The 24305-nt window shown below is 73.4% G+C and carries 26 protein-coding genes; 13 read left to right on the plus strand and 13 right to left on the minus strand.

Features of this window, described 5'->3' with window-relative positions; genetic code table 11:
• Positions 1–189: 189 nt before the first annotated feature.
• A complete protein-coding gene (locus ACWEVS_RS29775) occupies positions 190–825 on the plus strand; it encodes a TetR/AcrR family transcriptional regulator (RefSeq protein ID WP_452554192.1) in 636 nt (211 codons plus the stop codon).
• 98 nt (positions 826–923) lie between these two features.
• The gene (locus ACWEVS_RS29780) at positions 924–1532 is read left to right on the plus strand and encodes a DUF1707 SHOCT-like domain-containing protein (protein ID WP_452554193.1); all 609 of its coding nucleotides are present in this window, start codon (positions 924–926) and stop codon (positions 1530–1532) included.
• Positions 1533–1788: 256 nt separating this feature from the next.
• Here the strand turns inward: ACWEVS_RS29780 and ACWEVS_RS29785 are convergent, their stop codons facing one another.
• The gene (locus ACWEVS_RS29785) at positions 1789–3117 is read right to left on the minus strand and encodes an MFS transporter (RefSeq protein WP_452416235.1); all 1329 of its coding nucleotides are present in this window, start codon (positions 3115–3117) and stop codon (positions 1789–1791) included.
• 220 nt (positions 3118–3337) lie between these two features.
• Between ACWEVS_RS29785 and ACWEVS_RS29790 the strand changes: the two genes are divergently transcribed.
• Entirely contained in the window at positions 3338–3862 is a 525-nt protein-coding gene (locus tag ACWEVS_RS29790; protein WP_449923805.1) for a pyridoxamine 5'-phosphate oxidase family protein, read from the plus strand.
• A gap of 82 nt (positions 3863–3944) precedes the next feature.
• On the opposite strand, the gene ACWEVS_RS29795 is transcribed toward ACWEVS_RS29790, so the two are convergent.
• The 11 genes from ACWEVS_RS29795 to ACWEVS_RS29845 form a co-directional block, all read right to left on the minus strand.
• Positions 3945–4544, minus strand: a complete 600-nt coding sequence (locus ACWEVS_RS29795; RefSeq protein ID WP_452554194.1) for a TetR/AcrR family transcriptional regulator — start codon at positions 4542–4544, stop codon at positions 3945–3947.
• Positions 4541–5332, minus strand: coding sequence for an SDR family NAD(P)-dependent oxidoreductase (locus tag ACWEVS_RS29800; RefSeq protein ID WP_452554195.1), 792 nt, complete (start codon positions 5330–5332; stop codon positions 4541–4543). Before ACWEVS_RS29800 ends, ACWEVS_RS29795 begins: the two co-directional genes overlap by 4 nt.
• A gap of 64 nt (positions 5333–5396) precedes the next feature.
• On the minus strand, positions 5397–7148 hold the full coding sequence (locus tag ACWEVS_RS29805) for an alpha/beta fold hydrolase (protein WP_452554196.1): 1752 nt from the start codon (positions 7146–7148) through the stop codon (positions 5397–5399).
• Positions 7149–7264: 116 nt separating this feature from the next.
• Positions 7265–7426, minus strand: a complete 162-nt coding sequence (locus tag ACWEVS_RS29810; protein ID WP_449923795.1) for a hypothetical protein — start codon at positions 7424–7426, stop codon at positions 7265–7267.
• A 6-nt stretch (positions 7427–7432) separates the two neighbouring features.
• Positions 7433–7555 (minus strand): hypothetical protein, encoded by a 123-nt coding sequence (locus ACWEVS_RS29815; protein WP_452554197.1) that lies wholly within the window; start codon positions 7553–7555, stop codon positions 7433–7435.
• 72 nt (positions 7556–7627) lie between these two features.
• Positions 7628–8140 (minus strand): GNAT family N-acetyltransferase, encoded by a 513-nt coding sequence (locus ACWEVS_RS29820; RefSeq protein WP_452416226.1) that lies wholly within the window; start codon positions 8138–8140, stop codon positions 7628–7630.
• Between the two features lie 59 nt (positions 8141–8199).
• A complete protein-coding gene (rsgA, locus tag ACWEVS_RS29825; protein WP_452554198.1) occupies positions 8200–9279 on the minus strand; it encodes a ribosome small subunit-dependent GTPase A in 1080 nt (359 codons plus the stop codon).
• 411 nt (positions 9280–9690) lie between these two features.
• Positions 9691–10434, minus strand: a complete 744-nt coding sequence (locus tag ACWEVS_RS29830; RefSeq protein WP_449923783.1) for a hemerythrin domain-containing protein — start codon at positions 10432–10434, stop codon at positions 9691–9693.
• Between the two features lie 494 nt (positions 10435–10928).
• Complete coding sequence (locus tag ACWEVS_RS29835; protein WP_452554199.1) at positions 10929–11423, minus strand: class I SAM-dependent methyltransferase; 495 nt, start codon at positions 11421–11423, stop codon at positions 10929–10931.
• Between the two features lie 398 nt (positions 11424–11821).
• Positions 11822–13048: a cation:proton antiporter domain-containing protein gene (locus ACWEVS_RS29840; RefSeq protein ID WP_452554200.1), complete on the minus strand. Its 1227-nt coding sequence runs from the start codon at positions 13046–13048 to the stop codon at positions 11822–11824.
• Positions 13049–13324: 276 nt separating this feature from the next.
• Complete coding sequence (locus ACWEVS_RS29845) at positions 13325–14326, minus strand: AIR synthase related protein (RefSeq protein WP_452554201.1); 1002 nt, start codon at positions 14324–14326, stop codon at positions 13325–13327.
• Between the two features lie 70 nt (positions 14327–14396).
• Between ACWEVS_RS29845 and ACWEVS_RS29850 the strand changes: the two genes are divergently transcribed.
• The 7 genes from ACWEVS_RS29850 to ACWEVS_RS29880 are packed head-to-tail and all read left to right on the plus strand — an operon-like array spanning position 14397 to position 21490.
• Complete coding sequence (locus tag ACWEVS_RS29850; RefSeq protein ID WP_449923769.1) at positions 14397–15137, plus strand: phosphosulfolactate synthase; 741 nt, start codon at positions 14397–14399, stop codon at positions 15135–15137.
• A 20-nt stretch (positions 15138–15157) separates the two neighbouring features.
• Positions 15158–16081 carry a DUF7714 family protein gene (locus ACWEVS_RS29855; RefSeq protein ID WP_452554202.1) on the plus strand — a complete coding sequence of 308 codons (924 nt, stop codon included), beginning with the start codon at positions 15158–15160 and terminating at the stop codon, positions 16079–16081.
• On the plus strand, positions 16066–17388 hold the full coding sequence (locus ACWEVS_RS29860; RefSeq protein WP_452554203.1) for a lyase family protein: 1323 nt from the start codon (positions 16066–16068) through the stop codon (positions 17386–17388). Before ACWEVS_RS29855 ends, ACWEVS_RS29860 begins: the two co-directional genes overlap by 16 nt.
• Positions 17385–18278 (plus strand): 1-aminocyclopropane-1-carboxylate deaminase/D-cysteine desulfhydrase, encoded by an 894-nt coding sequence (locus ACWEVS_RS29865; protein ID WP_452554204.1) that lies wholly within the window; start codon positions 17385–17387, stop codon positions 18276–18278. The genes ACWEVS_RS29860 and ACWEVS_RS29865 overlap by 4 nt, the downstream gene beginning before the upstream one ends.
• Complete coding sequence (locus ACWEVS_RS29870; RefSeq protein WP_452554205.1) at positions 18275–19720, plus strand: argininosuccinate lyase; 1446 nt, start codon at positions 18275–18277, stop codon at positions 19718–19720. Before ACWEVS_RS29865 ends, ACWEVS_RS29870 begins: the two co-directional genes overlap by 4 nt.
• A gap of 13 nt (positions 19721–19733) precedes the next feature.
• Entirely contained in the window at positions 19734–21095 is a 1362-nt protein-coding gene (locus ACWEVS_RS29875; RefSeq protein ID WP_449923755.1) for an oxamate carbamoyltransferase subunit AllG family protein, read from the plus strand.
• A complete protein-coding gene (locus ACWEVS_RS29880; protein WP_452554206.1) occupies positions 21092–21490 on the plus strand; it encodes an OsmC family protein in 399 nt (132 codons plus the stop codon). The genes ACWEVS_RS29875 and ACWEVS_RS29880 overlap by 4 nt, the downstream gene beginning before the upstream one ends.
• Here the strand turns inward: ACWEVS_RS29880 and ACWEVS_RS29885 are convergent.
• Positions 21487–22068 (minus strand): cupin domain-containing protein, encoded by a 582-nt coding sequence (locus ACWEVS_RS29885; RefSeq protein ID WP_449923750.1) that lies wholly within the window; start codon positions 22066–22068, stop codon positions 21487–21489. The genes ACWEVS_RS29880 and ACWEVS_RS29885 overlap by 4 nt on opposite strands.
• A gap of 103 nt (positions 22069–22171) precedes the next feature.
• On the opposite strand from ACWEVS_RS29885, the gene ACWEVS_RS29890 reads away from it, so the two are divergent.
• The 3 genes from ACWEVS_RS29890 to ACWEVS_RS29900 are packed head-to-tail and all read left to right on the plus strand — an operon-like array spanning position 22172 to position 24274.
• Complete coding sequence (locus tag ACWEVS_RS29890) at positions 22172–23515, plus strand: FAD-dependent oxidoreductase (RefSeq protein WP_452554207.1); 1344 nt, start codon at positions 22172–22174, stop codon at positions 23513–23515.
• Positions 23512–23757: a hypothetical protein gene (locus tag ACWEVS_RS29895; RefSeq protein WP_452554208.1), complete on the plus strand. Its 246-nt coding sequence runs from the start codon at positions 23512–23514 to the stop codon at positions 23755–23757. The genes ACWEVS_RS29890 and ACWEVS_RS29895 overlap by 4 nt, the downstream gene beginning before the upstream one ends.
• Positions 23758–23785: 28 nt before the next feature.
• Entirely contained in the window at positions 23786–24274 is a 489-nt protein-coding gene (locus ACWEVS_RS29900) for an MSMEG_0572/Sll0783 family nitrogen starvation response protein (RefSeq protein WP_449923745.1), read from the plus strand.
• Positions 24275–24305: the final 31 nt, after the last annotated feature.

The following is a 24305-nucleotide window of genomic DNA, read 5'->3' on the forward strand; positions in this document are numbered from 1 at the left end:
ACCGCCGCGAGACGCGTGTCCGGCTCGACGCCGGCCCGGGCCCGGGTGGGCCGCTGTTCGAGGAGGATCCGCTGAGCCGGGCCGCCGGCCGGTTCGGGCGCCCGTCCTCGCCTCGTGCCCGCGCGCCGCAGGCGCAGCCGGGTGCGTCGGCCGGTCGGGCTGTCGGACGCCGGCCAATAGGGTGGGGGTGTGAAGCCCAGACGGCGCAGGAGAGCCCCCGAGGAAGCGCGTGCGGAACTGCTGGCGGCGGCCGCCGGGCTGATCGAGGAGCGGGGCCCCGACAACGTCAGGCTGAGACAGGTCGCCGAGGCCGCCGGGGTGGCCCATGGGCTGGTGACCCACTACTTCGGCACCTACGCCGCGCTCGTCCGCGAGGTGCTGATGGCCGAGGAGGCGCGCATCCAGCAGCGGATACACGAGCGCATCCGAGCCGAAGAAGGAGTGCCCACCGCGGCGGGGATCATGGGCGTGCTCTTCGACACCCTGGCGGACGAGCGTTACCTGCGGTTGTTCGTCTGGGCCGAGATGCACGCCGACTACCAGGGGGCCGTACGGCCGGACCTGCGACAGCTCATCGACGCGATCGAGGCGGGCATCCGCTCCGCGCTGGCCGGACGGCTGGCGCCGAGCCGGGCACGCGTCGAGGCGGTGGCGCTGATGGGCGTGTCCGCGGCGTACGGCTTCGCGATCGGCAAGCGATCGTGGCTGGCCGGCATGGGGCACGACCCGGACGACCCGGCGCACGAGAGGGAGTTCCGGGCCCAGCTCACCGCGATGCTGGCGGCGCACATGGTCGAGGAATCGGGGCTCGAGCCCGCCGACTGACCCGGCCGGTCCGCCTTATTCTCCAGTTGGCTAATAAGATGTCCCCAGCCGCCCCGAACCGGGCGGCGCCCTCGCGTGGGTCGAGGCGCGGATCGGACATGACAGGACTGAAGATGACGGAGCATCCCGGGCGCACGGAGGACCAGCAGGTGCGGGCCTCCGACCACGAGCGCGACCGCGCCGCCGACCGCGTGCGGGTGGCCGCCGCCGAGGGCCGGATCGACCTGGCCGAGCTGGACCAGCGGCTCACCCAGGTCTACACGGCCAAGACCCACGCCGAGCTCGAACGCGTGAGCCGCGATCTGCCCGAACCCGGCCGCACCGACCTGCTCGTGGTGGACCAGCAGCCCACCTCCCGCGTCGCGCTGGGCGTGTTCGGCGGGTTCGAGCACGAGGGGCAGTGGGTGGTCCCGCGCACCTTCTCCGTGTTGTCGATGTTCGGCGGCGGCGTGATCGACCTGACCGAGGCCGTCTTCACCGCCCACGAGACCCGGATCAACGCCCTGGCCCTGTGGGGCGGCACCGAGATCGTCATCCCCGACGACATCGAGGTCAAGGTCAGAGGTTTCGGCCTGTTCGGCCTGTTCGGCAAGCGCGGTACCCGGCGCGGCAAGCCGGGCGCGCCGCGCATCGTGATCAGCGGCCTCGCCCTGTTCGGCGCCATCGTCACCAGGACCAAGGCCGCGGGCAAAGCCCCTCGACGTTGACCCGCGGGGCGTCCGGCCTGACGACCGCTCGCGTCGCCGGCGGGTCCTTGGCCCGCCGGCGGCCGCCGCGACGAAAGCCGCGCCAACGCTCAGGTCGTCCATCCGCGCGACGGGAGAAGAGATCTCCAGGGTTCGGCGGGTGTGCCGCGCCCGCCTGGACCGGCCGGCCCGGCCCCCGGGTACCCGAAGCCGAACCACGCCGGGCCGGCGACACGGCGACACGGCGGCACCCGGACCGCACCGGGCGGACCTCGGATCACGCGTGGCTGACGCCGTAGGCGCGATCGTCGGAGATGTCGATCTTGGAACGGTCGGGCAGGGCCAGGGTGGCGGCGAGGCCGATGACCGCACCGATGATCATGAAAATGGAGATCGCCTGCCAGCCGTAGTCATGCAGCAGCCAGGTGGCGATCAGCGGTGCCGGGCCGCCCGCGATGATCGAGGCGAGCTGGTAGCCCAGCCCGGCTCCGCCGTAGCGCAGTCCGGTGGGGAAGCTCTCGGCGATCAGGGAGGCCTGCGGGCCGTACTCCATGGAGTGCTGGAGCTGCACGATCATGACCGTCAGCAGGATCACCGTCGCGTTGGCGGTGTTGAGCAGCGCGTAGTAGGGGAAGGCGATCACCGCCAGCACGATGGCGCCGAGCGCGTAGACGCGACGGCGGCCGACGCGGTCGCTGAGATGCCCGAAGTACGGGATGGCGACGAGCTCGACGGTCGCCGCGCAGGTGACCGCGGCGAACGCGAACGTTTTGCTCATCCCGATCTGCTCGGCGGTGATGTAGGTGATGACGAACGTCGTGTAGAGGTAGAACGGCATCTGCTCCGAAACCCGCAGCAACGCGCTCAGGATGACCTCCTTCGGGTGCCTCTTGAGCACCTCGACGACGGGCAGCTTGGCGACCTGCCGCTTCTCGAGCAGCTGGGCGAAGATCGGAGTCTCCAGAACCCGCAGCCGCACCCACAGGCCCACGGCGACCAGCACCAGGCTGAGCAGGAACGGCACGCGCCAGCCCCAGTCCTTGAAGGCGGGACCCGCGGCGGCCGCGAACAGCGACATCGCCCCGGTGCCGAGGATGAGGCCGATGGGCACGCCGATCTGCGGCCAACTGGCCATCAGGCCACGCCTGCGCTGGTTGCCCCACTCCATCGACAACAGCACCGAGCCGCTCCATTCGCCGCCGACCGCGATACCCTGCAGGATGCGGAGCACGACGAGCAGGATGGGTGCGATCACCCCGATGCTGTTGGTGCCGGGCAGCACCCCGATCAGCGCGCTGGACACGCCCATCATGACCAGGGTGATGATCAGCGTGGCCTTGCGGCCGATCCGGTCACCCCAGTGTCCGAAGATCGCGGCACCGACCGGCCTGGCGACGAAACCCACCGCGTAGGTGGCGAAGGCGGACAGGGTACCGGCGTAGGGGGTGGACTTCGGGAAGAAGACGTCGGCGAAGACCGTCGCCGCGGCCGTGCCGTACAGGAAGAAGTCGTACCATTCGATGGCGGTGCCCACGACGCTGGCCGTGGCGGCCTTTCTCACCTGGGACCGGTGTTCCGTGGCGGGCAATCCGCTGCTCTGCGTCACCGTCGCCTCCTCACCCCGTTTCCGCGAGGAGTACCCCCTCTCACCATGGCAAACATGGTGTTTCAACGGGTGCGAGGGAACGAACTCGCGCCGGCCGTACGGTGGACGAGCGGGCATGTCATGGTGGGACCAGTGCGACGGATGAGTTCCGGTCGCGCGGTAGTCCAAGAGGAAACGCGGTAGTCCAAGAGGAAGGCCGCGATGAACCTGGAGGGACGAGATGACCCACCGCGAGCCCATCGAGACCGCCAACCTCGACCGCTACGGCGACAAGCCGCTGCCCTGGAGCAGGGCCCGCGAGCGCCTCGAGGCCGACCTGCCCAAGATGGGTACCCCGGCGTTCCTCGCGACGACCAGGCCCGAAGGCCGCCCCCACTCCGCGGGGATCGGCGCCCTGTGGCTCGACGAGGACATCTACTTCACCAGCGGACCCGGCACCCGCAAGTCGCGCAATCTGGCGGCCAACCCGGCCTGCACGATCTCCGTCCGGCTCGAGGGCCTCGACCTGGTCCTCGACGGTGAGGCGGCCAGGGTCACCGACAGCGCGACGCTGGAAAAGGTCGCCGGCGGCTACCGCGCGGGCGGGTGGCCCGCCGAAGTGGAGGGCGAGGCGTTGACCGCTCCCTACAGCGCGCCGAGCGCGGGGCCGCCGCCCTGGTACGTCTACCGTTTCGCGGTCGAGACCGCCATCGGGGTCGCCACCGCCGAGCCTCACGGCGCGACCCGTTGGCGCTTTCACCGCTGAACCCCGCTGAACCCCGCTGAACCCCGCTGAACTCCGCCGAACCCCGCGACGACACCGGCCGAGGTGACGATCTGAACGGCCGTCAGCGCCGACTGGTGTCGCTCCCGGCGCGCAGCGACGCCCAGATCCGGTCGGGCAGCAGCCGGGCCGACTCGGCCAGGTCGATCTCCGGGGCGCCGGCCAGCCACCGCCTGGTCACCTCGGCCACCGGCCCGATCAGGAGCATCTCCACCTGCGCCATCGGCAGGCTCGCGACCGTGCCCGCGTCCATGTGGGGGCGTATCCAGGCGACCAGCCTGTTCAGGCGCGCCGCCTTGCCTGCCGCGATCCGCTCGGCGTGCGGGCCGAGGTCGATCGCGTACGGCGCGGCGTGGATGAAGCGGGCCTTGTCGGGGTGGCCGGCGGTGAACCCCAGGTAGGCCAGCACCGCCTGCCGTACACCGTCGCGGGCGCTCGCGGACTGCTCGACGGCGGCGATCAGGGTGTCGAGGAGGTCGTCCATGCACCGGCTGTACAGCGCCGCCGCCAGCCCCTCCAGGCTGCCGAAGTGGTGGTAGAGGCTGCCCATGCTCACGCCGCTGCGCGTGGTCACGGCCCGCAGGGTGAAGTCGCCCGGGTGGACCTCGAGCGCCGTGTCGAGCAGCCGCCGGACCGTCTCCTCGCTGCGCCTGTGCCTGGTCACCCCGCCGACGTTAGCGCCTCGGCCTCCTTCCACAGACCTTCGGCCAGCTCGCCGTCCAGCGCCGGACCCTGCAGCGGGATCTCCTCGGCCAGGTTGAAGTAGCGGCCGGTGCCGCTCGCGCGCGCCAGCCGTACGACGGGGGCGGCGCCCTCCTCGGGCGTGGCCCACCGGCGTTTGGCGAGCTTGAGCAGCCATCCGAGGGGTCCGTGCCGGTCGCCGAGACCGGTACGGATCACGCCGGGATGCACGGCGTCGATCGTGATGCCGGACTCGCGCCAGCGCTCGGCGAACAGCGGCAGCATCAGCACGTTGCACAGCTTGGTGTCGGCGTAGGTGCGGATCGGGTGGAAGCCGGCGCCCACGGAGGTGCGGCCCACCTCGGCCTTGCCCTTGACGTAGAGTCCCGCGCTGACCTGGACCACGCGGCCGAGCCTGTCCTCGAGCAGGTGGTTGAGCAGGAACGGGGCCAGGTGGTTGACCGCGAACGACTCCTCCAGGCCGTCGCCGGTCAGCGTGCGACGGCTGGGCCACAGCCCGGCGTTGTGCACGAGCACGTCGACGCGCGAGCATCGGGCGCGCAGTTCCTCGGCCAGCGACCGCACGGACGCGACCGTCGTGAGGTCGCCGGACACGCACTCCACATCGCCCCTGATGCCCGCCGCGGCCTGCGCGCCGCGCTCCGGATCCCTGGCGACCAGCAGCACCTTGAACCCGTCGGCCGCCAGCCGCTCGCACACCGCGTACCCGATGCCCCGGTTGCCGCCGGTCACCACCACTGTGGACGTCATGCCAGAGCATTTTTCTGGAGAAATGCTCTAATTTCAAGGCGTGAGGCCACTTCCACCCGGCTTCTCAGGAGAGGGAGGTGAACGGCAGACCGTCCACGGAGCCGCTGATCGCCGTCCGCTCGGTGGCCTGGAAAGGCTTCCACGACAGTTTCACCGCCCGCCCGTCCACGGTCAGGTCGGCGCTCACGGTCTCGCCCAGCGTCAGCGTGCCGCTCACGGCGCCGTCGGCGGTGTAACGCACCTGGTCGAGGCGGATGACGCGGCCGTCGCCGGCGAACGTGACACGGCCGCCGCGCAGCCCCGCCTGCTCGGTGAGACCGGCGTGGAGGAAGGACAGCGGGTTGCGGCGTGACAGGACGTCGGCCGCGGTGGCGTAGCCGACGGCGGCCGGCCGCCGGTCCCGCGCCGGGAGGGTGCGGGCGGGCATGGGCTTCACGTCCGCGCCGGACAGCGGGAAGGACCCGATGGCGGTGTAGTTCGCCAGGTCGCACCCGGTGACGGCCGGCGCTCGGCCGGGGTCGGACAGGAAGGCGCGCAGGATGGTACGGGCGCAGCCCTCGCTCCAGGCCATGCTGTGCGCGCCGTAGCGGACGGGCAGCAGGGTGCCGCGCGGGAAGCGCCTGATCACCGGGGAGACCTCGGCGGGACCGTGCGTGTCGAAGTCGCCGGCGACCGCCAGCGCGGGGACGGCGGGGAAGGCGGCGGCCGGTGGCACGGGCGGCTCGTCGCGCGGGGTGGGCCAGTCGACGCACAGGTGGGCGGGCGTCATGCCCCCGAGCTCGGCCAGCGTGAACGGGTAGGTCGGCCGCTCGCCGGCGTGGTAGGCGGCCAGCTGCGCGGCCCGCCGCGCCGCGCCGGCCGTCCGGTCGAAGGCGAAGGCGCCGTCGTTGCAGAGATAGGCGACGTAGCCGGCCCACTCGGCTCCCGCGGTCGGCGGCATGGGCATCGCCCTGACGACCTCGGCCAGCCGGTGCAGGGGCGCCCGATCGCCGCGCAGGTAGGAGACGGTCGCGGCGGCCAGCTCGCGTCCGACGGTCGCCTCCTGCGGCGACCGGCTCAAGGCGACGAGGGCACGCATGGGAAGCTCGGGGTCGGGGTGCGCGCGGACCCGCTTCACCAGGCGGGCGAACGTCCGGCCGGCCTCGCCGGGCAGCCGCGCGCACGCGGACGACGACCGGCACACCAGGTCCAGGTTGTCCAGGCGGAACCTGATCGGCCAGGTCGCGTGGCCCGCCGGGGACGGGGTGACGACGCTGTCGAGGAACACCGCGGCCGTGCGGTCGGGGAAGCGGGCGGCGTAGGCCTGGGCGAACAGCGTGCCGTAGGAGTTTCCGTAGAAGCTCACCTTCGGCACGCCGAGCGCCTGCCGTACGGCGTCGAGGTCCGACACGGCCTGGTCGGTGGCGAAGTACTGCGCGCGCGGGCCGAGCTGGGCCGCGCACGACGCGACGGTGGACGGCCGGGCGAGGTCGAGCCCCTGGCACCGCAGCGGGCTGGATCTGCCCTGCCCGCGCGGCTCGACCACCAGGAGGTTGTGGTCGCGCAGCACCGGACCGAGCGTCTCCTCGATGATCGGTAACGCCGGCAGAGCGGGCAGCGGGCCGCCGGGGTCGGCGAGGACGGTGCCCTTGGCCCGCGCGGCCGGAAGCCAGGCGAACGCCACCCGGATCCGCTCGCCTCCCGGGTCGCTCCAGTTCAGCGGGACGGAGATCTCGCCCTCGCATCGGGTGCTCGCGGCGGCGCACGGATGCAGGTCAGGCGGGGCGGCCGGGGGCGGTGCGGGCCACAGCAGCGCGGCGGCAAGAAGGATTCTCACCCCTCCAGGCTGCGCCCGCGGACGCCGGGCGACCTCCTGCGCCCGCACGATCAGCGGCTGGGAGCACGCTCCTACGACCGGCCCGCACCGGTGGGGAGCCGCGCCGCGCGCCCAGGTCAGCCGGCGTCGTCCAGGCTGGGGACGGGCGCCCCTGACGGGACGCCGGCCGCGACATATCCGTCGTAGTAGACCTTCCAGGGCGGTGTCATGCCCGTGTGCGCGCCCTCGTGGCGCCCGCCCCGGGCCGCGGCCGTCCAGCATCCGGTGGCTTCGGTCATGGTGGCTCAGTCCTCCGCGGGGTCGGCGTGCCGCGGGCCGGCCGTCGCGTCGAGGCGGCTGCCCAGGGCGTCGAGGTCGGAGTTCCACAGCTTCCGGTACGGCTCGAGCCACGCGTCGAGCGCGGACACCCGTCAAGGCATATAGACGGTGCCACCCCGCGCACGGGCCCAGGGCAGGGCACGTGCGCGAGGCGATCATGATCAGACCCCGAACGCGGCCGGATACCTGATGGTGCCGGCCGGCACGGGCCGGGCGGCGTCGAGGACGAGCGCCATCATGTACCGGTCCTCGACGTCGAAGGGCGGGCGGATGCCGTACCGGGAGGCCGGGACGAAACCGAAGCGCGGGTAGTACTCGGCGTGGCCGAGCACGAGCACGAGGCTCTCACCCTGCTCGCGGGCGGCCTGCAGGGCCGCGCGGATGGCCGCGGACCCGGCGCCCCGCCGCTGGTGTTCCGGCCGTACGGCGCACGGGCCCAGGGTGAGCGCGGGGGAGTCGCCGACGTGGCAGCGGGTGAGCAGCGCGAACGCGGCGACGTCGCCGCCGGGCTCCTCCGCCACCCACGACAGGCCGGGAATCCAGGCCCCCTGGTCGGCGCGCAGCGCCTCGACCAGGTCGGCCTCCTGCGGGGTGGGGAAGGCGGCGAGGTTGACCTCGCGGATCGGGCCGAGGTCGGCGCCGGTCTCGGAGCGGGTGAACCAGGTGATGGTCATGGCGGTGGTATCCGTTTCGGTGTGAGTCGGGGGAAGCGGCGGGACGATGCCGTCGCCGTTCACAGCTGCTGGTCCCTGAACTTGTAGGTCGCGCGCAGATGGCTGGTGATGGCCTTCTGCCGGTTGACGCGGTCGCCGCGGAGCCTCGCGTCGGTGCGCGCGGCCTCCCAGGCGGCCTCCCGTTGCAGCTTGCGGTAGCCGTCCAGGCGGCGCTCGGCCAGCTCGCCCGCCCGGATGGCGGCCTGTACGGCGCAGCCTGGCTCGGTGTCGTGGGCGCAGTCGCCGAAGCGGCAGGACTCGGCGAGCCGTTCGATCTCGGCGAAGACCTGCTCGAGGCCGTCGGCCGCGTCATGGAGGCTCACCGCGCGCAGGCCCGGGGTGTCGATGAGCACGCCGCCAGCCCGAAGGGGGACCAGCTCGCGGCGGACGGTGGTGTGGCGGCCCTTGCCGTCCTGCGCGCGCACCGCGCCGGTGGCCAGCAGTTCCTCGCCCAGCAGGGCGTTGCCGATGCTGGACTTGCCGACCCCGGAGGGCCCGAGCAGCACCGTGGTGCCCTCGCCCAGCAGCGCGGCCAGGACATCCATCCCCTGGCCGGTGGCCACGCTGGTCACCACGATGTCCACGCCGGGCGCGAGCGAGCGGACCTCGCTCTCCACGGCGGCGGCGTCCGCGGCGAGATCGGCCTTGGTCAGGGCGATCACCGGCCGGGCGCCGCCGGCCCAGCCCAGAGCGAGGAACCGCTCCAGGCGGGCGGCGTTCAACGGGGCGGCCAGGGAGACCGCGACGACGACGGTGTCGACGTTGGCGGCCAGCACCTGCCCGTGGGAGGAACGGGCCGCCGACGCGCGCACGACCGAACTGCGCCGCGCAAGCAGCGCCACCAGTTCGGGATCCCGGTCGGGGCGCAGCGCGGCCCAGTCGCCGGTGCACGGCGCGTCCAGGGGATCTGCGGACCTGGACGCCGGGATCGTGGCTCGGACCAGGCCGTGCTCGGCGATCGCGTCGCACGAGCCGCGATGCACGCGCAGGATCCGCGCGGGAACCAGGCCTGCCTCGCGGTGGCCGGCGAAGGCATCGTCGAGCGCTCGCGTCCAGCCGTACCGGGACAGGGTGGATGAGTTCGAGAAAGAAGAAGTCAACGTGAGACACCTTGCGGGAAGGGACCCCGGCGCGACTCAGGTGTCACCCGCCTGAACGAGCCGGACGGCTCACGGCAGGAGGGCAGGAATGGGTCAGACCGGGGCCCGGGACGTGAGGATTGTCCGGGCGCTGCGCAGCGCAGCGGTCTTCACCGCGGTCATCAAACCTCACCTCCCCTTCATCCGGTACCTGACATCAGTGATCGACACCTTAGCACGCGCGCGCGGACCCGGCACGCCGGCGGAACGGGCGCGTGGCCGACCTGGCGGGCATCCTCCGCCCCGCCGCGCCGACAACGGATCCGTTCCGGGCACCGGCCGGCCACCAGGCCGCGGGGAGACACCCGATCGGCGTCATCCGGTCGGCGGCGGTCCTGGGGCAGTCCTGATCGAACGGGCCGTCGTGAGCTGTCAGATCCGCGACGGCCGGGGCGGGCCCTCCGCCCGCGTGCCGAAGACGCGGCGTTCGAGGGCGTTGAAGGCGCGCCGGCGCAGCACCGCCGGGATGAGCTGGGTGCTCACGGCGCCGGCCGTCTGGTGGAGGTGGCGTCGCTCCTGCGCCGTCGCGAAGCGTTCGGCCCAGGAGGAGATCCAGTTGAGCCGGCGCCGGCTGATGCCCTCCCGCCAGCGATTGCCCGGGATCCGGTAGTCGGCCACGGAGACGTAGGTCGCGATGACCGGCAGGATGTCCTGCTCCTTGTGCAGCGTGTGCTCCTCGATCCGGTCGCCGAGCACCCTGAGGACCGAGGCGAGCGGCGCCACACCCGCGGCGGGGGAGTGCGCGAACCTCGCCGCGGCCGCCCGCGCCTCCTCCAGCAGCGGGGCCAGCGCCACCTGGTGGGCGAGGTACGGCTCCAGGCTGATGGCCCCGCCCGCAGACGTGGCGACGACCGGCCACAGGCTGCCGGACTCGTAGTCGTGGAACCGGGCGATCTCCTCGGTGAGGATCGCGATGTACTCGTGGATCGCGACAGCCCGCTCCGCCGGGATCGCCGCTCTGCCGTCCTTCAGTTCCGTGACGAGATCGGTGAGCCTGTGCAGATCCTCGCGCATGGCGCGATAGACGACCCGCAGGCCCGTGAGGTCAGGACGAGGATCACCCGTACGGCGACGACCGGCGATGCTGATGCGATCCATTCCTGGCGTCGTTGTCATGGGTGAGCCTCCATTCGTCTTCGGTCGTGCTTCGCAGGCGCCGAAGGGGGCGGCCGTGGCCGCCTGGGTTGCGGTTCGGTGCAGGCGCCGGGCAGCGGTAGATTCAGCGGAACCACTGACATCGGCGCGGATACGCCAGGCATGGGCGAGGCGCATAGCACGCGTTACGGATATGTGATATTTCAGTGGGGAGGGCCTGGCATGTCAAGCAGGCAATCAAGATCTTTGCAAAGAAACTTAACAGTGCCTGCTTGGCGGCCGTGCTCGGCCGCGGGCCGCATCGCCGCGGGCATCGAGTCCGTCACCGGCGCGAGCGTCCAGCTCGTCACCGGCGCGGGCAATGCGCCCGTCACCTGCGCGGGCGTCCAGCTCGTCACTGCGCGGGCATCCAGCCCGTCACCGGCGTGGGCGGGTGCTTCCGAGCACGTGGCAGACGCGGCGGAAGGTGAAGCGGTCCAGCCGCTCGATGACGAAACCTGCCCCGTCGACGGTGCTCACGTGTCGCGGGCGGGATGGCAGCCACCGGCCGCGCGTGACCAGAGGGGCGTGGCCGGGCCCTCGGCGAACGCCAGGATCGGGCTGGCCGACCGCTGGTGCTCGTAGAAGCGCAGCTGTCCGCCCGGGCGCAGCACCCGCCTGATCTCCGCGAGGGTTCGCTCCGGACGGGACGCGCAGCACAGGACCAGCGAGCAGACGACGCTGTCGCAGGAGGCGTCGGGGACGGGCAGCCGGTCCAGGTCACCGTCCAGGATGAGCACCGGTACGGGGGCCGCCGTCCGGGCCGCCGCGGCGCGGAGGAAGGCGTCCGGCTCCACCAGGATGATCTCGTCGACGCTCGGCGGGTAGCAGGCCAGCTTCACCCCGTCGCCCGCCCCGATCTCCAGCACGGTTCCGCTCAGCCCGGTCATCAGGAACTGCCGTTCCGGCGTCGGCCGGAGCTGGTCGTGGTAGCCGGTGCAGACCGGCCGGGGGTGGTGGAACTGCTCCATGCCACGTCCCAGCGATGCCCGCGTATCCGGGGGTCGGCTGCGCTCGGGGTTCCGCACCGTCACGGTCTCCTCCTGGTGTGGGATCACTCCCACTATCCGGCGCGGCGCGGATGGCGGGTGCCGCCGCTACGGGATGTTGACGGACGATCCGCGAATCCCTACGCGTGCCTGACGGGGCGCCGCCCGCCAGCCGTGCCGACCAGGGCCGGCGGTCGGGTGTCCGGTCGTGCCGACCAGGCTCGGCGGTCGGGCGTCCGGTCGTGCCGACCAGGGCCGGCTGCCGGGTGTCCGGTCGTGCCGACCAGCCCTGGGGGCCGGGCGTGCGCGGGCGCGGGCAGAGGGGCGCGTGCGGCGTCGTGCCGGGCACGCGGTAGGAGGCGGCCGGTCGGGGTCGCGGGTCAGCCCAGGACTTGCCTCTCCTCCGGCGCCGGTCCGTCGCCTCCGCGTGTGAGGGCTCTGGAGTACCGCGACGCCAGCGGTCCGGCGCTGAGGCCGTGCACCAGGACGCTCATGAGCACCGTCCCTCCGATGATGGCGACGGCCTGGTCGGCGGCGGGCCCGAGCTCCTCGACGGCGAGGAGCGCGAAGACCAGCGAGGCGAGCCCCCGCGGGCCGAACCAGCCGACGAACAGCACGGTGTTGCGGTCGAGGCCGGAGCCGGCGCAGGCCAGGGCGACGGGCACCATCCGCACGAGCGTGAGGCTCGCGATCGCGTACGCCACGAGGACGAGGTCGGCACGGTCGATCATGGTCGGCACGGCGAACGCGCCGAACGCCAGCCAGACCAGCAGGGACACCAGGCTGCTGGTCTGCTCGACGAACACCAGCTCCTCGGGGCCGCGCCGGCCCGCCACCGCGCCGAAGGCGAGACCCGCGCAGAAGGCCGCGACGAACCCGTTGCCGTGGACCACGAGGGAGGCGGCGTAGGCGACCAGTGCCAGGGCGAGCACGGCGATGCCGGCGAAGTCCTCGGCGGCCCATCCCCGGCGTCGCGTCCACCGCAGCGCCCAGCCGCCGGCCAGGCCCACGCCGGCACCCACGGCCAGTCCGACGCCCAGCTCGGCGAGCGCCCCCCACAGGCCGGGCGCGCCTTCGACGCCCTCCGCCGACGCCGCGCCGGCGATCGCGAACATGACCACGGGCGTGACCATGCCGTCGTTGAGGCCGCTCTCGACGGTGATCAGCCGGCGGACGTCCACCGGCACGGCCGGGTTGGTGACGACCGGCAGCCCCAGGGCGGCGTCGGTCGGCGCCAGGGCGGCGCCCACCAGGAGGGCGAGCCAGATGCCAAGGCCGGGGAAGAACCAGTTCGCCAGCGCCCAGCCGGCGAGGATGGACAGCGGCAGCCCGACCGCCAGCAGGCGCAGATACCGGCCGAGGTCGCGACGCACCTGCGCGAGGGGGACGCCGGCCGCGTCGGAGAACAGCACCCACACCAGGGTGAACTCGACCAGGGGCTTGAACATCCGTGCGGCCTCGATCGGCGGGGCGACCAGGCCGACGGCGGCGAACAGCCAGCCGATCGCGACGAAGACGATCGGCGCGGTGAGATCAGCGCGCTGGAGGCGGGCCGACACGACGCCCCACAGGAAGATCGCCGCGGTGACGATCAAGATCGCCGGCATGTCCACCAGGCACCCCCCGCCCGCGCACGCGTCCGGGTCGGACGGCGCCAGAGCCGCCGGGCGAGGAAGACCGCGCAGGTGCCCCGTGCCCGGTGAGGCCCAGTTTAGGACCGTGCTGTTCCGGGCGCGGGCGGGCTCGCCCGGAGACCCCGGCCCGGCCCGGAGGAGTTCGCCTGGGGTCCCGGGCCGGCCCGGGAGAGTTCGTCCTGTGGTCAGCCCGGTTCGGGGGACGGCGTCCTGGGATCCCGGCCCGGTTCGGGGAAGTTCGTCCTGAGGTCAGCCCGGTTCGGCGGAGGGTGTTCTGGGGTCCCGGCCCGGTTCGGGGGAGGCCGTCCGGAGGCCGGTCACGCGATCCTTGTTCAGGTCGAAGGCCGGGAGGCGGCGCCCGCCCGCCGTGAGGCTGATCACGCCCGTCGCGTCGACGGCGCCGACCCTGGCGGCGGACAGGCCGCGGGAGGTGAAGGCGCGCACGCAGGCGTCGGTCCGGCCGGGCTCGCAGGTCAGCAGGAAGCCGTAGCAGGGAAAGCACGTGCACCACCACGCCAGCGGCACGCCGCGGGGCGCGGGGAGCGCCTCCAGGCTCACGTCCGCGCCGAACCCGCCCCATTCGAGGAGCATCGCGAGGGAGCCGACCAGCCCGGCCATGCTGATGTCCTTGGCCGCCGCTGCCAGGCCCTCGCGCGCGATGCCGGCCAGGAGCCGGACGTCGCCGGCGAGTTCCTGGCCGCGCTCGTCGAAGGAGGGGAAGAACGGGAAGTCCTCCCGCACCACACCCTCGGTGCAGGCGGCCACGACCAGGTCCTGGCCGGCCCGGACGCGCGTGGCGGAGAGCAGGGCGTCCGCGGAGCCGACGGCGAAGGCGGAGATCGACGGGGCGGCCTCGGCGGAGATCGTGAGATGGCCGCCGACGATCGGGACGTCGTACAGGCGCGCGGCGTAGCGCATGCCCTCCAGGGCCGTGCGCGCGGTGGTCTCGTCCGCGACGATCGTGTCCACGATCCCCAGGGGCAGCCCGCCCATCGCGGCCACGTCGTTGACGTTGGTCAGCACGGCCGCCACACCCGCGCCGTGGGGGTCGGCGCGGACGAACGGCGGCCACAGCGCCTCGCCGCAGGCGATGACCGTGCGGCCGTTCACGTCGACGGCGGCGCCGTCGTCGCCGGGCCCGTCCACCCAGCCGGAGGCGCCCAGCACCTCGGACACCAGCCCGATCGCACGTTTGGCGTGGATGGCCGGGCTTGTCGCCACTGCCGCGATGACGTCGTCGAGCTCGGCCATGACGGGCCACCTCTTGCCGGAACGGGCCGCCTCTTGTCGGAAAGTAAACGCAAATCGTAACATAGACAACGTGGGACCTGGTTTTCTCGAGCTACCCACCGTGGCGGGCCGTACCCACGTCCTGGACAGGGGCCTGGCCCCCGATGCCGTTGCCGGTCTGCTGGAGTTCACCGGCGAGCACGTCGACGTCTGGAAGTTCGGCTGGGGCATCGCCTACCTCGATCGCGGCCTCGACCGGAAGCTGCGGCTGCTGCGCGAGCACCGGGTCGTCAGCTGCCTCGGCGGCACCCTGCTCGAGATCGCCTGGGCCCAGGGCAGGGCGGAGGAGTGCCTGGCCTGGGCCGAGCGTGCCGGGCTCGACGCCGTGGAGGTCTCCCGCGGGGTCGTCGAGATGAGCCTGGACGACAAGCGCGAGCTCATCAAGACCGCCTGCCAGGCCTTCACCGTGTTCGCCGAGACGGGCCGCAAGGACGCCGGGGCCGCCGCGTCGGCCGCCGAATGGCAGGAGGAGATCGCCGAGGACCTGGCCGCCGGTGCCACGTGGGTGATCACCGAGGGCCGGGAGAGCGGCACGGTCGGCATCTACGACGGCTCGGGCCGTCCCCGGCAGGACATCGTCGAGGCCGCGGTCGGCGCCGCCGGTGTCGAGCGGGTGATGTTCGAGGCGCCCCGCATGGCGCAGCAGGCGTGGCTGATCAACCGGTTCGGCCCCGGGGTCAACCTCGCCAACATCGCGCCCGACGACGTGCTCCCGCTGGCCACCCTGCGGCGGGGGCTGCGGGCGGACACCGCCGCGCTCTCCGTCACCTGACACCCGCCGTGACGCCTGCCATGACGCCCCACGAGACGACCGACGGGAGCCCCCACGCGACGTCCGACGGGACCCCCAACATGGTCCCGAGCGCCTACCGGGGCGTCTCCGTGGCCCAGGTCGACAGGCTGGACGAGCGGTTCTTCCTCGGCCGGGAGGCATACCGGCGCACGCGCTTCCTGGTGGTCCGCGACGCCCGGGGCGGCACGGCGCTGCTGCGGGTCGAGAAGGAGTCGGACGAACCCCTCTTCTCGCCCGTCACGAGGGTCGAGGTGCTCGCGGCGCCGGAGGAGTGCGCCTACGTCGTGGCTCCGGAGGCCGATACGGCGGTGCCGTCCACGCTGGCGCGGGTCGCGCTGGCGCGGGCACCGGGCGCGCGGGCCGTGGTGGTCGAGGGCAGGTACGCGCACGTCAGCTTCATCGTGAACCCCGTCCCGTTGCGGCTGGCCGTACGGGAGATCGTTCCGCCGGAGCCGCCCAAGCTGCTCGACCAGGTGCGGCGCCTGCTCGAGGTGGCGGAGGACCTGCCGCCGATCGTGCCGGTGGCCGACACGGTCGCCTTCGAGGAGCTCGCGGCGCGGGCCCCGGCCGAGCGGTACCTGCTGCCGTGCGGCGGGTCCGGCGTGACGGTCGCCGGCACGCCGACCGCGTACCTGGACCGGCGGCCCGACCTCGCGAAGTGGACCCTGCTCGGCTGCGCCAGGTCGCGCGAGATCCACCAGTGGTTCTACGGCGAGCCCGCGGCGGCCACGGTCGACATCTGTCCCAGGGCGCGCGCCGGCGACCCCGGCGTCCCGGCGCTGGCCAAGTGCTGCCTGCTCGAGGACCGGATCGAGCGGTCGGACGGGCTGGTCGTCGTGCCCTGGGGCGCCACGCTCGGTCAGGTGCGCGCGGCGCTGGAGCACGTGGCGCGGGGGTGGGAGCCGTCATGGCAACCCGTCTGACCGAATCGCCGGAGTACGCCCACCTGTGGAGCACGCCGCGGCTCCGGGCCGTCTTCGACCAGCGGCTGCAGACCTGGCTGGACATCCTGGCGGCGCTGGCCGCCGCGCAGGCCGAGCTCGGCCTGATCCCGGCGCAGGCGGCCGGGCAGATCGCCGAACACGCCCGGGCGGAGCGCCTCGACCTGGCGTTCGTCGCCGCCGAGACCCGGCGGACCTCGCACTCCACACTGGGACTCATCCGCGGGCTGCAGCGGCTGCTGCCCGAGCCCGCGCGGGAGTACGTCTACTACGGAGCCACCGTCCAGGACCTCACCGACACCTGGTTCGGGCTGGTGATGCGGGATGTCGGCAGGCTCGTCCAGGACGACCTGGTCAGGACGCACGGGTCGCTGCTGCGGCTGGCGGCCAGGCACCGCGACACCGTCATGAGCGGACGCACGCACGGCCAGCCCGGCGCCCCGATCACCTTCGGGTTCAAGGCGGCGACCTGGGCGGACGAGGTGGCACGCCACATCGTCCGGCTCTCCGAGGGAGCGGGGCGGTGGTCGGTGGGCCAGCTGGCCGGGGCGGTCGGCGTGCTGGGCTTCTTCGAACCGCACGGCCAGGAACTGCGCGAGCGGTTCTGCGCCAGGCTCGGGCTGCGCGATCCGCTCGTCTCGTGGACCTCGGCGCGCGACCGCGTCGCGGAGTTCGGGACGGTGCTGAGCATGGTCGCGGCCACGCTCGCCCGCATCGGGAACGAGGTCTACGAGCTGCAGCGAGCCGAGATCGCGGAGCTGTCGGAGCGTACGGCGGAGGCCACCGTCGGCAGCATCACCATGCCGCACAAGCGCAACCCCGAGACCAGCGAGCATCTCGACACCCTGGCCAGGCTCGCCAGGGCGGCGGCGAGCGTCCTGGTCGAAGGGATGGCCGGCGGCCACGAGCGGGACGGGCGCGCCTGGAAGGCGGAATGGGCGGCGCTGCCCGACGTCGCGCTCGCGGCGGGCACGGCCGCCGCCCTGGCCGCCGACCTCGTCGACGGTCTCGTCGTCGACGCCGGGCGCATGGCGGACAACCTCGCAAGGACGGGCTGGGCGTCGGAACGCGTCCTGGCCGAGCTGTCGCGGCGGCTGGGCAAGCACCGGGCCCAGGACCTGCTGCACGAGGCGCTGCGCGCGGACGCCGACCTGGTGACGGCGCTGGCCTCCAGCGGCGTGGCCGACCCGGCCGACCTCGCTCGCTGGACCGCGCGCCCGGAACTCGCCACCGCGGCGGCCATGGTCGACGCGGTGGTCGCCCGGGGCACGCCGGAGGCGCCGCGATGAGCCCTCCGCGCCGGCCCCTGGCCCTGCTGCCGACGCCGCTCCAGCGGCTGGCCGGCATGTACCTCAAGCGGGACGACCTGTGCGGGTTCGGGCTGGCCGGCGCCAAGGCGCGCGCCCTGGAGTATCTGCTCGGCGACGCCCTGGAACGCGGGGCGGACGTGCTGGTCACAGGCGGGTCGCCGGCGTCCAACTTCGTCGCGGGGGCGGCGCTGGCGGCGTCGGTCTGCGGCCTGGACTGCGAGGTGCTGGTCGCCGGGACGGCAGGGGAGCAGCCGACCGCCACCGTGCGGATGGCACGGTGCGCCGGGGCGACGGTGCACTACACCGGCGCCGACCGGGACGCGCTCGACACGCTGATCGAGGAGCGCGCCGCGCACCTGCGCGAGCACGGGCGCGCCCCGTACGCCGTCCCCCGCGGCGGTGCCACGCCGGTCGGCGCGCTCGGCTTCGCCAGTGCCGCCGAGGAACTGGCCGCGCAGCTGCCCTTCGACGAGGCGGCCGTCGTGCTGCCGGTGGGATCGGGGGCGTCGATCGCCGGGTTGCTGGCCGGAAGGGCCGCCATCGGCGCCGGATGGCGTGTCTACGGCGTGTCGGTCAGCCGGCCGCTGCCCCGGATCCGGGACGAGATCCTCGGCCTGGTCGCCCGCATGGGCCACGAAGCGGTCACGAACTGGAAGCTGATCGACGCCACCGGGGCGGCGGGCGATCGGGACGGGCCCATCATGCTGGCCGCCCTGCGCGCCGACGGCGTGCTGTTCGACGCCAAGTACGGCACGAAGGCGCTGGCCGCCGTGGCGCGGCTGCGGCCCGACACGCACGCCCCCGTCGTGCTCTGGCACACCGGTGGCCTTCCCGCCGCGCTCGACCTGCTGGGGAGGGCGGCGACATGACCGGCGGGCCCGCGGAGGAACTGGTGGCGGCGGGCCATGCCTGGGAGGCGGCCGACGCCCCCTGGCTGCACGCCGCGCTGGGTCTCGCCGACCTGGCCCACGGCGTCGAGCTCGCCGACCGGGGCATCCTGCCGGAGCGGGTCCGCGGCCCGCTGCTGGGCGCGCTCCTCGACCTGGCCACGATGCCCGCCGAGGCCGTCGGCTACGACCCCCGCAGGGGCGAGCCGTACATCTCCCGCGAACGGCACCTCACCGAGCGGATCGGCGACGACGCGGGGTGGCTGCGGGCCGGGCGGACCCGGCGCGAGGCCGTGCGCACCGCCTTCCGCATCCGGGTGCGCGGGCAGGTCCTCGAACTGGTCACCGCCGCCGCCGACCTGGCCGCCACCCTCGCCGGCCAGGCGGAACGGCACCTGTCCACCCTGATGCCCGACTACACCTACCTCCAGCAGGCCCAGCCGACCACGTTCGGGCACTACCTGCTCTCCTTCGCCGACCCCGCGCTGCGCGACGCCGCCCGCCTGCTCGCCGAGTTCGGCCACGTCAACGCCGGCCCGGCCGGGTCGGGGGCGGCCAACGGCTCGAGCATCCTCGACGACCGTGACGCGACCGCCCGGGCGCTCGGTTTCGACCGCGCGATCACGCACACCCGCGACGCCATGTGGCAGACCGACCCGTTCACGCACGTCATGGCCGCGGCCACCAGCCTTCTCCTCACCCAGGACAAGCTGGCCGAAGACCTGGAGATCTTCGCCAGCGCCGAGTTCGGCTTCGTCGAGCTCGCCGAGGAGTACGGCCGGCCGAGCGTCGTCATGCCGCAGAAGCGCAACCCGTACGCCCTCACGGTCATCCGCGGCACGGCGGGCGTCATGCTCGGCCGCCTGACCGGCCTGACCGCCGTCGTCAAGACGCCGTCGGCCCGCAGCGACAACCTCATCTACCTGTACGGCGAGCTGCCGCGCGCCCTCGACGTCGCCCACCGGGCCACCCGCCTCACCACGGGAGTGATCCGCACGCTCGAGGCCGACACCGCACGCATGCGCGAGGCCCTGGACCTCGGGTTCACTCAGGCCACCGACCTGGCGGAACTGCTCATGCGGTGCTTCGGCGCCGACTACCGCACCGCCCACCGGGTCGTCCGGCACGCCGTACGGCAGAGCGGGGCGCTGGACGCCGCGGCGATCGCGCGCGCGGCCGGGGAGGTCGTGGGTCGTCCCTGGCCGCTCGACGACGCGGAGCTGCGGGTGCGGCTCACGCCCGAGGCGCTGGTCGCCTCGCGCACCGCTCTGGGCGGAGCCGCGCCGCCGGCCATGATGCCGATGATCGAAGGGGTTCGCGACCGGGCCGCCGAGCTGTCCCAGGAGGCGGGGGCCCGCCGCGCGGCGCTCCGCGCGGCGGAGGAGGCGGTCCTGGCCCGCGCCGCGCGCCTGGCCGGACGCTGAGGAGGTGGCCACGATGGAGGTCGTCAACCTGGGGCTGCGGGTGTTCGCCGACGCGGTGGCGGCGCAGGGCGCGACGGTGGTCCACGTCGACGCCGGGCCGCCGGCGGGCGGCGATCCGGTGCTGGTGCGGGCGTTGACCGGCCTGTACGCCGCCGATCTGGACAGCGCGAACGCCGAGGTGGCGCGCAGGCTCGACAGGGAGGTTCCCTACGCGGTAGACGTCCGCCCGGCGGGGCAGGTCGTGCCCGGGATGGGCGACCGCATGATCCTGCACGCCGGGCCGCCGATCGCCTGGGAGGCGGTGTGCGATCCGCTGCGGCGGTCGATGCGGGCCGCGGTCGTGGCGGAGGGCTGGGCCGCCGACCTGGCCGGAGCCGAGCGGCTGCTGGCCGGTGGGCAGGTCGAGCCGGCCTCGGCCAACGAGCACGACACCGTGGTGCCGCTGGCGACGGCGCTCGGGCCGAGCATGCCGGTCTGGGTGGTGGACGATCCCGCGGGCGGCACGCGCGCCTTCGCCCCCCTGGGTCAGGGGCCGGGCGACACGGCCTGGCTCGGCAGGGAGTCGGCCGCGGCCGTCGAGCGGCTCGTCTTCCTCCGTACGGTGGCCGGTCCGCTGCTCAGGGAGATCGTGGCGCGGATGGGGCCGATCGACGTGTTCGCGATCGCCGCCCAGGGCGTGCAGATGGGCGACGACGTGCACATGCGCGTGCAGGCGTCGACCAACCTGCTGCTGCGCTCGATGCTGCCGCAGATCGCCGCGCTCGACGACGCGGTGCCGCTGGCCGCGTACCTGTCGGCCAACCACCTGTTCTTCCTCACGCTGGCGATGGGCGGCGCGAAGGCGCTGACGCTGTCGGCCGAGCGCGTCGAGGGGTCCAGCGTCGTCACGACGATGGCGCGCAACGGCACGACGTACGGCGTGAAGCTGGCGGGGGACCGGCGATGGTTCGTCGCCGGCAGCCCGCCGGTCGAGGCCGCGCTGTTCCACGCCGGGTACGGGCCGCGGGACGGCGCGCCCGACATCGGCGACAGCGCGGTGCTCGAACTGGTGGGGCTCGGCGGCGCGGCGACGGCGGGCGCGCCCGCGGTGGCGGCCTTCCTCGGCGGCTCGATGGCCGACGCCGCCCGCGTCACCGGCGACATGCGCCGGATCTGCGTGGCCGAGAGCACCAGGTTCAAGCTGCCCGTGACGGACTTCCGCGGCACGCCCCTGGGCGTGGACGTTCGCGAGGTGGTCGAGACCGGGATCACGCCACGCGTCAACACCGGCATCCTGCACGCCCGCGACGGGTCCGGCCAGATCGGCGCGGGCGTGGCGACGGCGCCCGCGGCGGCGTTCCGGGCGGCGCTGCTGGCGCTGGCGGAGGCGCGATGAGCACGCGCACGGTCGAGGCCCGGTGGCGGGGCGGCTACCGGGTCGACGTCACCGCCGGCTCCTTCCGGCTGCTGGTCGACGAGCCGGAGAGCGCGGGCGGCACCGACACCGGCCCGCAGCCCACCGACTACCTGCTGGCGGCCGTCGCGTCGTGCTTCGCGCTGGCGCTGGTGCACAGCGCCAGGAAGGTTGGCGAGGAGCCGGCCGCGCTCGACGTCAGCGTCACCGGGACCTACGAGGGGACCCGCTACAGCGACATCGCGATCGACGTCGTCTCCTCTCTCACCGACGAGCAGGCCGAGCGCTTCGTCGAGGCCGCGCAGCGGGTCTGCTACGTCACCAACACGCTGCGCGTACCGCCGCGGATCACCGTCCGCCACACCACGGCCGGCTAGCCGTTGCGCAGCGCGATCCAGATCGCCCTGGCCGGCTGGTCGCCGTCGTTGGCCCAGCGGTGCGGCACCTCGCCGGAGAAGTGCAGGGAGTCACCCTCGGACAGCGGGAAGGTGTGATCGCCCACGCGGAAGGTCAGCGTGCCCTCGGTGACGTGGACCAGCTCCTCGCCCGGATGCTGCATGAGCTTGGCGCCGCTGGAGGCGCCGGGCGTGACCGTCGCCATGGCCGCCGCCGTCTGGAACTGCCGGTAGGAGCCGGTGATCCCGGCCAGCGCCAGGCCCTCGTGCGGCGTGTAGACGGTGGGGCGCCGATCGCGCGGGGTGTAGTGCACCGGCTCCGACGGCTGCTCGTCCTCCTCCACGAAGTACCGGACGGGGACGCCGAGCGCCGCTCCGAGCTTGAGCAGCGTGGTGATCGTCGGAACCATCCCGTTGCGCTCGATCTTGTGGATGGCGGCGGCGGACACGTCGCTGACGGCGGCCAGCTGTTGCAGGGATTGGCGCTGCGCCGTACGGAGCGCGCGCAGTTTGGGGCCGATCTGGCTGACGATCTCGTCGACCTGGTGACCCTCGGTCATGAAATCCCCTCGTCATTGCCATCACGAAGCGCCATGCAGGATAGTCAACGTGAAGTCCTCTATAATGTACGAACATTGTGCCGTACGGGCGGGAGTCGAGTCCATGGCACGGAGGACGGTTGTCATAGGCGGGGGCGCCGCCGGCATCGGTGCGGCGGGGGCGGCGAAGGCCGCTGCGCCGGCGGCGGAAGTGATCGTCTACACCGCGTTCGAGGACGTGGGATACAGCCCGTGCGGCATCCCGTACGTGCACGGCAGGGAGATCCCCGACTTCGCGTCGCTGTTCCTGGCCGAGAAGCAGGCCTACGTCGACGCGGGCATCGACGTCAGGTACGAGACGACGGTGCTGGGCTTCGACCCGGCGGCCCGGACCGTCCAGGTCGAGGGCCCGGACGCGGGCCCGGTCGAGGTCGGCTACGACGCGCTGGTCATCGCCACCGGCTTCGACTACGAACCCCCCGGCGTGCCAGGCGAGGATCTCAGCGGCCTGTACTACGTCAAGAACATCCGCAGGGCCATGGAGTGGGACAAGATCCTCGACAGCGTACGGCACGCGGTCGTCGTCGAAGCCTCCCCGCTCGGCCTGGAGATGGTGACCGCCCTGGCCCACCGCGGCATCGACACGCACGTCGTCGACCCGCACCCGTGGGCGCTCGGCGAGCTGTGCGATCCCGACATCGTCGCCCCCGTGCAGGAGTCCTGGGCCGACATGGGCGTGACGATGCACTGGAACACCACGCTCCGCGGCTTCGCCGGCGACCGCGAGGGGCACGTCAGAGCCGTGGCGACCAGCGACGGCGAACTGCCCGCCGAACTGGTCGTGGTGGCCACGCACAAGGTGGCCAACACCGCGCTGGCCGTGGCCGCCGGGCTCAGGACGGGCATGACGGGAGGGCTGGTCGTCGACGACCACATGCGCACGTCGGCGCCGGACGTCTGGGCCGCGGGCGACGTCTGCGAGATCCCGCACGGGCTGGGCGGGCTGCCCCTGCAGGGCCTGACCGGCAGCCACGCCTACGCCCAGGGCAAGGTGGCCGGCACCAACGCCGCGGGCGGGGACCGCGCCTACCAGCCGGTCTACGTGCCGTGGGGGATGGTCGCGGGCACGTGGATGATCGGCGGGGCCGCGCTGGGCGAGGTGACGGCCACCGCGCTGGGCGTCCCGCACGTGGTCGGCAAGGCGACCGGCATCTCGCGGGCGCGCTACTTCCCCGGCGTCCGGCCGGTCACGGTCAAGCTCCTGGCCGAGCCGCGGACGCTGCGCCTGATCGGCGCGCAGATGGTCGGCGGCGAGGGGATCAAGGAGCGGGCCGACTTCCTGGCGCTGGCCGTCAGGAAGGGCATCACCCTGCGCGACCTGGCGTCGATGGAGAACGTCTACTCACCGCCGATCGGCGCGCTCAACGAGCCCATCGTGACGGCCGCGCAAGCCGGGGTGGCGACGTGATCAGCCGATGGCTGCGCGAGAACGCCCAGCAGTGCCTCCTCAGGGACGCGCAGGCACGGGTGGCGCGCGCCCACGGCACCGCCCCGCCGCCGGCCCGCGGCCCCTTCTTCTGGCGCAGGATCTTCGTCCCGGTCTACCGGCTCACGCCGTGGCCGGTCCGCCGCAGGGTGCTGGCCGCCATGCCCGGCAGCCACCGCCGCCACTGGCCCGGGCCGACGACGCCGGCCGGCCCCGCCGTCTAGTCAAGGCCGTCTAGTCAAGGAGGTCACCATGCCGAAGACCGTCACCACCGAGCTGCCAGCCGAAGGCGAGACCCTGTACGACACCGAAGAGAAGGTGTTCACCGACGTCAGGGCCGAGGCGGGGCAGAAGGCCTACGTCTTCATCCACACCGTCCCGTACGAGGGTTCGGTGGCCCTGGTCAACCTGCTCACCTCGACGCGCCTGGTACGCAAGGGCTTCGACGTGCGCATCATCCTGTACGGCCCGGGCGTGCTGCTGGCGTCGGGCACGCGGGGTTACCCCGGCGTCGGCCAGGAAGCCTTCCCCGGGCACCTCGCGATCAACAACCAGATCAAGACCCTCATCAAGGAAGGCGCCACGATCTACGCCTGCCGGTTCGCGATGGGCGCCCTGTACGGCTTCCGCGAGGACGACCTGATCCCCGGCGTGACGCCGTTCAACCCGCTCGACGTGCTCGACGCCGCGCTCACCGCGTGGAAGGAAGGCGCGTTCCAGCTGAACACCTGGACGGTCTAGCACCCGCCCGCTGCCGGGGTGCGGGCGAGCC

Source organism: Nonomuraea sp. NPDC003754 (assembly GCF_053605785.1).

Excerpts from the sequence above, each read along its gene's own strand:
- ACWEVS_RS29780 (WP_452554193.1), top strand. The coding sequence starts at position 924 with ATGACAGGACTGAAGATGACGGAGCATCCCGGGCGCACGGAGGACCAG.
- ACWEVS_RS29790 (WP_449923805.1), top strand. The coding sequence starts at position 3,338 with ATGACCCACCGCGAGCCCATCGAGACCGCCAACCTCGACCGCTACGGC.
- ACWEVS_RS29800 (WP_452554195.1), bottom strand. The coding sequence starts at position 5,332 with ATGACGTCCACAGTGGTGGTGACCGGCGGCAACCGGGGCATCGGGTAC.
- ACWEVS_RS29810 (WP_449923795.1), bottom strand. The coding sequence starts at position 7,426 with ATGACCGAAGCCACCGGATGCTGGACGGCCGCGGCCCGGGGCGGGCGC.
- ACWEVS_RS29820 (WP_452416226.1), bottom strand. The coding sequence starts at position 8,140 with ATGACCATCACCTGGTTCACCCGCTCCGAGACCGGCGCCGACCTCGGC.
- ACWEVS_RS29830 (WP_449923783.1), bottom strand. The coding sequence starts at position 10,434 with ATGACAACGACGCCAGGAATGGATCGCATCAGCATCGCCGGTCGTCGC.
- ACWEVS_RS29835 (WP_452554199.1), bottom strand. The coding sequence starts at position 11,423 with ATGGAGCAGTTCCACCACCCCCGGCCGGTCTGCACCGGCTACCACGAC.
- ACWEVS_RS29840 (WP_452554200.1), bottom strand. The coding sequence starts at position 13,048 with ATGCCGGCGATCTTGATCGTCACCGCGGCGATCTTCCTGTGGGGCGTC.
- ACWEVS_RS29845 (WP_452554201.1), bottom strand. The coding sequence starts at position 14,326 with ATGGCCGAGCTCGACGACGTCATCGCGGCAGTGGCGACAAGCCCGGCC.
- ACWEVS_RS29855 (WP_452554202.1), top strand. The coding sequence starts at position 15,158 with ATGACGCCCCACGAGACGACCGACGGGAGCCCCCACGCGACGTCCGAC.
- ACWEVS_RS29860 (WP_452554203.1), top strand. The coding sequence starts at position 16,066 with ATGGCAACCCGTCTGACCGAATCGCCGGAGTACGCCCACCTGTGGAGC.
- ACWEVS_RS29865 (WP_452554204.1), top strand. The coding sequence starts at position 17,385 with ATGAGCCCTCCGCGCCGGCCCCTGGCCCTGCTGCCGACGCCGCTCCAG.
- ACWEVS_RS29870 (WP_452554205.1), top strand. The coding sequence starts at position 18,275 with ATGACCGGCGGGCCCGCGGAGGAACTGGTGGCGGCGGGCCATGCCTGG.
- ACWEVS_RS29875 (WP_449923755.1), top strand. The coding sequence starts at position 19,734 with ATGGAGGTCGTCAACCTGGGGCTGCGGGTGTTCGCCGACGCGGTGGCG.
- ACWEVS_RS29880 (WP_452554206.1), top strand. The coding sequence starts at position 21,092 with ATGAGCACGCGCACGGTCGAGGCCCGGTGGCGGGGCGGCTACCGGGTC.
- ACWEVS_RS29885 (WP_449923750.1), bottom strand. The coding sequence starts at position 22,068 with ATGACCGAGGGTCACCAGGTCGACGAGATCGTCAGCCAGATCGGCCCC.
- ACWEVS_RS29890 (WP_452554207.1), top strand. The coding sequence starts at position 22,172 with ATGGCACGGAGGACGGTTGTCATAGGCGGGGGCGCCGCCGGCATCGGT.
- ACWEVS_RS29900 (WP_449923745.1), top strand. The coding sequence starts at position 23,786 with ATGCCGAAGACCGTCACCACCGAGCTGCCAGCCGAAGGCGAGACCCTG.